Genomic DNA, 4,690 nt, shown 5'->3' with positions numbered 1-4,690 from the left:
ATTGTTAATCCGAAAGAAGTTAAAACGCTTGAAGGACATTTTGAAGTTGTTTTTTCTTCTTAAACTTCTTTATGATTAGCTTTTTTGGGTCTATTCATGCATGGCAATCTTATATAAAAAATAGTCAAATGAATCACGTATAAAAGTGTGGATTCTTAAGTGGATTCTTATAAAATAATTACAAACAAACTATTGACTTTATTGTATTTTTGTTTATAATGTCCTTCAACAAGTGTAACCATCCGACGACCGTTTTCAACATCAATGCTCCCCTCATCGCTGTAATAATCAAGATCATTATGGTGAACACCTTCATGAGAGCTACCATCCCTTGCCCAATCTGCACTCAGCTCTGTCCAATGAGATTTGGGAAACATCTGCTTAGCTACTTCTAACGGCTTGCGGTCTACATACCACAAACGTTGCGCATCGGTTAAATTCGGTTGCACCGCTGCACTATCCCAAACCATTTTCAGTGGGTCTAAACGGGTAATTACCGGTTCACCATCGAGGCTGTTCTCATAATCAAGGCGGGTATCAGTCCACCCCATGCCACAGATAACCGCATCTTGGAAAGCATCACTATCAGCGTATTCGGCATGCGCCATGTCCCGAAACCATTCTGCCGCACCGGTAAGCAATTCACTAGGCAATGCCTTCCCTACTTGACGTGGAATAAACTGCACTTCGCGCTTGTTATTACGCTCTGACCCCACAACGGCATTGACCAATGGGGCAATACGATTAAAGGTCATAACGGGGCGGCGTTGCTTTTTTAACGCCGATAAATCTTCTTCATTCCATTGATCACCATTGTAAAAACCAAAATCCTCCCGCGCATGTTCACGCCATTTGTTCACATGCTCCACATCTTCTTTGTACCAGCTCACAAGCTTACGAAACAAACCTTCATGAGAGAGATCAGATACGTTGCTGTCTTTCTCTAAATGTTCATCATCATGCATCATTCTGCCATCCATGAGGTACTCTCATATTCCGTTCTGCCGCTATAAGCTGGTCGCTTTTGTATTTCTTTTGGTGGTTTGTATGAAATACACATCAGTCCAAAGGCATCTGCCCCATGACTGGACCAATCGTGCTCTGCTCCCAAGCCAATATTGCGCTTCTCATCCCATTTCTCGTGATACCAGTTCAGTGCCTTGCGCCCTGCTACCGTCGTCTTCTCATTAAACCAAACAGAAGGCAAAACACGGCGGACTGTTTCTATACGTATTTTAACAGCCCCTGCTCCCTGATTAGGGATAACTTTTGTTTGAAAGCCTGCCTGTTTAAGAGCACTCTCAAAACTCACATTGTGCACACGGTCTCTGGTCGCACCGTCATGAGGCAAAACCATCAATGCCTTCTCATAACCATTTTGACGCAACCAACCGATATGTTCCGATAAAGGCTGTCCCTGTGCTTCGTAATAATTAAGTACTCTGATCTCTCTACCAACAAATTGCGCTATCCATATCGCTGTTGCATCTGCCTTAGCACCCGTGCCCCCAATATCCCAAAAGGCGCGTATTTGCATCAAGGGGTCACGAGCAACACGCCCTATCCGCCCCTCTTGCTCGGCTGCCAACATTTCCTTTTGATAATAAGCGCCTTGAACCGCTGTAAGATAATCCCCTTCCCAGATATGCTTATAGGTCTCTGGACGGTTTCTAAGGTCATCAAGCCGCGCTTCATTCAAGATCTTGGGAAACTTCGGATTGTCTGACCAGTTTATCTCCACACGCTTAATTGCCTCATTGTCTGAAAAGCGAAACCGCTTCTCAACGGGGGCATTCTCTCGCAACGGGTTCCATGTCACCCACAATTCTGCATTCCAATCTTTTCCTTCTTCTCGCAAAGTCGGTATAAGCGTCTGCCAAGCTGTCTCTGTAACGGGCTCTGCCTCATCAACCCAACAAAGCAAAATACGCCCCATAGACTTGATACTTGCAATATTCCGGTCCAGACCAGAAAACTGAAAGGCTATACGACCATCTATCGACTTAATCGACGACTCCCCAACCTTGTAATAGTCCTTTAAAAAGTCATGCGCTTCAATAGCGCGCTTAATTTCCTCCAATGAACTTTCTGCCAAAGAATTCTGAAACTGACGTGCACAAAGAATAGTGCCCGATATCCCTTGCATACCAAATTGATAGCCTTTTAAAGCAGCCATCAAGGCAAATGATCTTGTCTTTCCAGACCCTCGTCCACCCCAAGCCGCCCGTACCAAAGCGTCCCCTGTAAAAATCGGTATAAGCTTTGGTACAATACTAATCTGTCGTGTTGTCATTGACCAAAGGCGCGATTTCTACACGCGTTATCACCTTAATGGCTCCCCCATCTTCACCTGTTACCTGTAAAGGCAACACCTTACCAAGCAACGCTAAATAAGCCGCTGGACATTCTATAGCCTGTTTTTCCAAATAAGAAATCAAACCATCCTTGCCAATTTTATTCCCAGCATTCTCAGCAGCCTTAACCACTGCTTCTTTTAAAATGCGCGTCATCTTATTCGGAACGCCTTTGACACGCCCTTGACCTGCCTTTGGGGGTATACGCTTTTTAATCGGTTGTGGAGCCTGTTCTGTATTTTGTGATGTCATAAAATACACCCTCCAGATAATAAAAAACCCCGCATTTGCGGGGATTCCAAACTGCACTGCCTCTCGTTTAGACACAATACGACCAAGTACAGTAATAACATTAAATACGATTTGCTACAATTTGTCAATAAGAAAACGATACATATTGATGCAATTATAGAATCAATATAAATTCGATATGAAATTTTCCCCTAAATAAAGAAAAAAGATGTCTTTAGTAATATTACTAGTTTGGTATTTCGATATCATTAGCTTATGGACTGCTTTTATAATAGCAATTATTGCTCTTGTTTATAATGAATATAGTCTTTCAGTAGCAAATGATAAAATTAGGAAATTAACAGATGAAATTAAGAAGTTAAAAGATGAAATTAAGAAAGCAGAAGATTAAGAAGTTTAAAATCTGATTGCCAGTAAACCTAACGATCAAAATACTTATCAAGCGCATTAAGAGCAACGCGCAGTGAATTCACAAGATGTGGTAGCATTTGATCTTCTATGACGAGGTACTGTAACGCTGCATAAAGGTTATATTGTCTATAGAGGCATTGCGCTTCTTTTATTGCTTCTTGCGTATTAAAAAATTGTTCTGTTGCAAACTCTACCCACTTGTCTCTTGCTTTATCATCAGATGATGACGGCATTTCGTCATAAATCGCATTAGGCAAGCCCTTTGCACAAAGGTAATTATTCCTTATCTGTAGGTACTGTTGCGCGGCGTCGTATTGCTCTTGAGTAAGCACGCCTTGCAAGCAAAGCCGCCCGATATAGGTACCAGAAAGTGGATTTTTTGCCTCTTGTAGCGTTAAACCGAAGCGCTTTGCACGCATTTCCATTGCCAATTTATCAACGGCTTCACGCGGTGCTTTTGCACGTGATATACGTCCGTTTGGTTCTCTTACCTGCCCTGCTATTTTAGGGCGTCCCCTCTTTTTATTTTTTTTCACTTATACCCTCAGATGCCTTCTTGATATATTGCCAGATTTTCTCTGATCTTGACTGTGTCTTTCTCTTCAAATTGCGTAGCCACACAACAAAAGCAGCTATTATAATTGCAACTGTTATCTTCGTTCCAAATTGACTACAATCCCATAGCAATTCTAAAAACAGAGATATGAGCGCACCCAACAAAATGCCCATTACTGTATCAAAATGATGTGCGTACATTGCACAGTCTCTTAGCGACTCTATTTCTTGTTCTGTAACAGCATAATGAGTTGTTACTCTAGAACGACAATCTGCAGTAACTTTAAAAAACTGCTGCGATGATACAGACGACTTATCTTCATCTTCAACAGTATTACTAGCTCGCTGAAGTTGCTCAAGATGAATGGACGGATTCTCTTTCATCAGCAGCTTTCAAATATCCGTTAATTTTTTTAGTGAAATATTCTCTAATGTCATCATCATTCAACACCACCCCCCATCGCCGTGGATCATACACTTTATCCCAAGGTGCTCCTTTTTCATGAGAGATTTCACGCAAAAGCCAAGGTTCAAAATTCTTATAAGCATTCCAAACAATCTCTAATAACTTAACTGTATATTCATCAGCTGAATCTTTAGACATTTTAGGGACAAAAATTTCTCCTGTCTCTAAATCAACTGTTCGAGAATAGCAATCGATAAAACGCCTTCCCCAATCTTTAAACTCATGATAAAGAGCCGGAATCACGGGACCATGCTGCCATGCTTCTATACGATCAGGAAAGAGACGCTTACCTGTAGCTGCTAACATCCATCCATACGCAAGATACACCAGTTTAATGAGCTTCATAGGAGAAATTGGGATATTCTCTTCACGTCCCTTTTCAAGAAAGAAGTTAGCAATTTGCTGAACTTGGTACATATCATTCATACCCCACAAAATATACAACTTTACAGAATTGCTTTAACATGATCACTTTCCTCATTCAATAATATCCTTAAAAAGGAACACTGTCATTCATAACGGTATGGGGCGTATCAAGAGGTCTGTAAATGCTTCTGTCATAAGCAGATGACTGATCTTGATTATCATCATTTTTGCCATCTAAAAGCTTTAACTCGCCTTTGTACTGAGGCAATATGACTTCTGTTACATA

The 4,690-nt window shown here is 41.3% G+C and carries 6 protein-coding genes and 2 pseudogenes; 1 reads left to right on the top strand and 7 read right to left on the bottom strand.

The features are described 5' to 3' along the window. Positions 1–185: 185 nt before the first annotated feature. The 3 genes and pseudogenes from ACFIKJ_RS08565 to ACFIKJ_RS08555 all read right to left on the bottom strand — a co-directional run. Positions 186–980: pseudogene (locus ACFIKJ_RS08565) on the bottom strand (portal protein); the annotation flags it as partial. Beyond that, complete coding sequence (locus tag ACFIKJ_RS08560) at positions 965–2,293, bottom strand: PBSX family phage terminase large subunit (protein ID WP_375670486.1); 1,329 nt, start codon at positions 2,291–2,293, stop codon at positions 965–967. The gene ACFIKJ_RS08560 and the pseudogene ACFIKJ_RS08565, both read right to left, overlap by 16 nt. Further along, complete coding sequence (locus ACFIKJ_RS08555) at positions 2,274–2,606, bottom strand: hypothetical protein (protein WP_375652132.1); 333 nt, start codon at positions 2,604–2,606, stop codon at positions 2,274–2,276. Before ACFIKJ_RS08555 ends, ACFIKJ_RS08560 begins: the two co-directional genes overlap by 20 nt. Positions 2,607–2,814: 208 nt before the next feature. On the opposite strand from ACFIKJ_RS08555, the gene ACFIKJ_RS08550 reads away from it, so the two are divergent. After that, a complete protein-coding gene (locus tag ACFIKJ_RS08550) occupies positions 2,815–2,997 on the top strand; it encodes a hypothetical protein (RefSeq protein ID WP_375649523.1) in 183 nt (60 codons plus the stop codon). Between the two features lie 28 nt (positions 2,998–3,025). Here the strand turns inward: ACFIKJ_RS08550 and ACFIKJ_RS08545 are convergent, their stop codons facing one another. From ACFIKJ_RS08545 to ACFIKJ_RS08530, 4 genes and pseudogenes are all read right to left on the bottom strand, one after another. After that, a complete protein-coding gene (locus ACFIKJ_RS08545) occupies positions 3,026–3,553 on the bottom strand; it encodes a hypothetical protein (RefSeq protein WP_375670485.1) in 528 nt (175 codons plus the stop codon). After that, positions 3,540–3,956, bottom strand: coding sequence for a hypothetical protein (locus ACFIKJ_RS08540; RefSeq protein WP_375649519.1), 417 nt, complete (start codon positions 3,954–3,956; stop codon positions 3,540–3,542). The genes ACFIKJ_RS08545 and ACFIKJ_RS08540 overlap by 14 nt, the downstream gene beginning before the upstream one ends. After that, positions 3,928–4,455 (bottom strand): Panacea domain-containing protein, encoded by a 528-nt coding sequence (locus ACFIKJ_RS08535; protein ID WP_375649516.1) that lies wholly within the window; start codon positions 4,453–4,455, stop codon positions 3,928–3,930. The genes ACFIKJ_RS08540 and ACFIKJ_RS08535 overlap by 29 nt, the downstream gene beginning before the upstream one ends. 76 nt (positions 4,456–4,531) lie before the next feature. Continuing rightward, positions 4,532–4,690, bottom strand: a pseudogene (locus tag ACFIKJ_RS08530) (single-stranded DNA-binding protein); the annotation flags it as partial.

The sequence above is a fragment of the Bartonella sp. PS7NMGDW genome (genome assembly GCF_042193585.1).
Taxonomy (GTDB): Bacteria; Pseudomonadota; Alphaproteobacteria; order Rhizobiales; family Rhizobiaceae; genus Bartonella; species Bartonella grahamii.
This window is presented reverse-complemented; position numbering and strand designations above follow the sequence as displayed.

Excerpts from the sequence above, each read along its gene's own strand:
- ACFIKJ_RS08540 (WP_375649519.1), bottom strand. The coding sequence starts at position 3,956 with ATGAAAGAGAATCCGTCCATTCATCTTGAGCAACTTCAGCGAGCTAGT.
- ACFIKJ_RS08555 (WP_375652132.1), bottom strand. The coding sequence starts at position 2,606 with ATGACATCACAAAATACAGAACAGGCTCCACAACCGATTAAAAAGCGT.
- ACFIKJ_RS08550 (WP_375649523.1), top strand. The coding sequence starts at position 2,815 with ATGTCTTTAGTAATATTACTAGTTTGGTATTTCGATATCATTAGCTTA.
- ACFIKJ_RS08560 (WP_375670486.1), bottom strand. The coding sequence starts at position 2,293 with ATGACAACACGACAGATTAGTATTGTACCAAAGCTTATACCGATTTTT.
- ACFIKJ_RS08535 (WP_375649516.1), bottom strand. The coding sequence starts at position 4,455 with ATGTACCAAGTTCAGCAAATTGCTAACTTCTTTCTTGAAAAGGGACGT.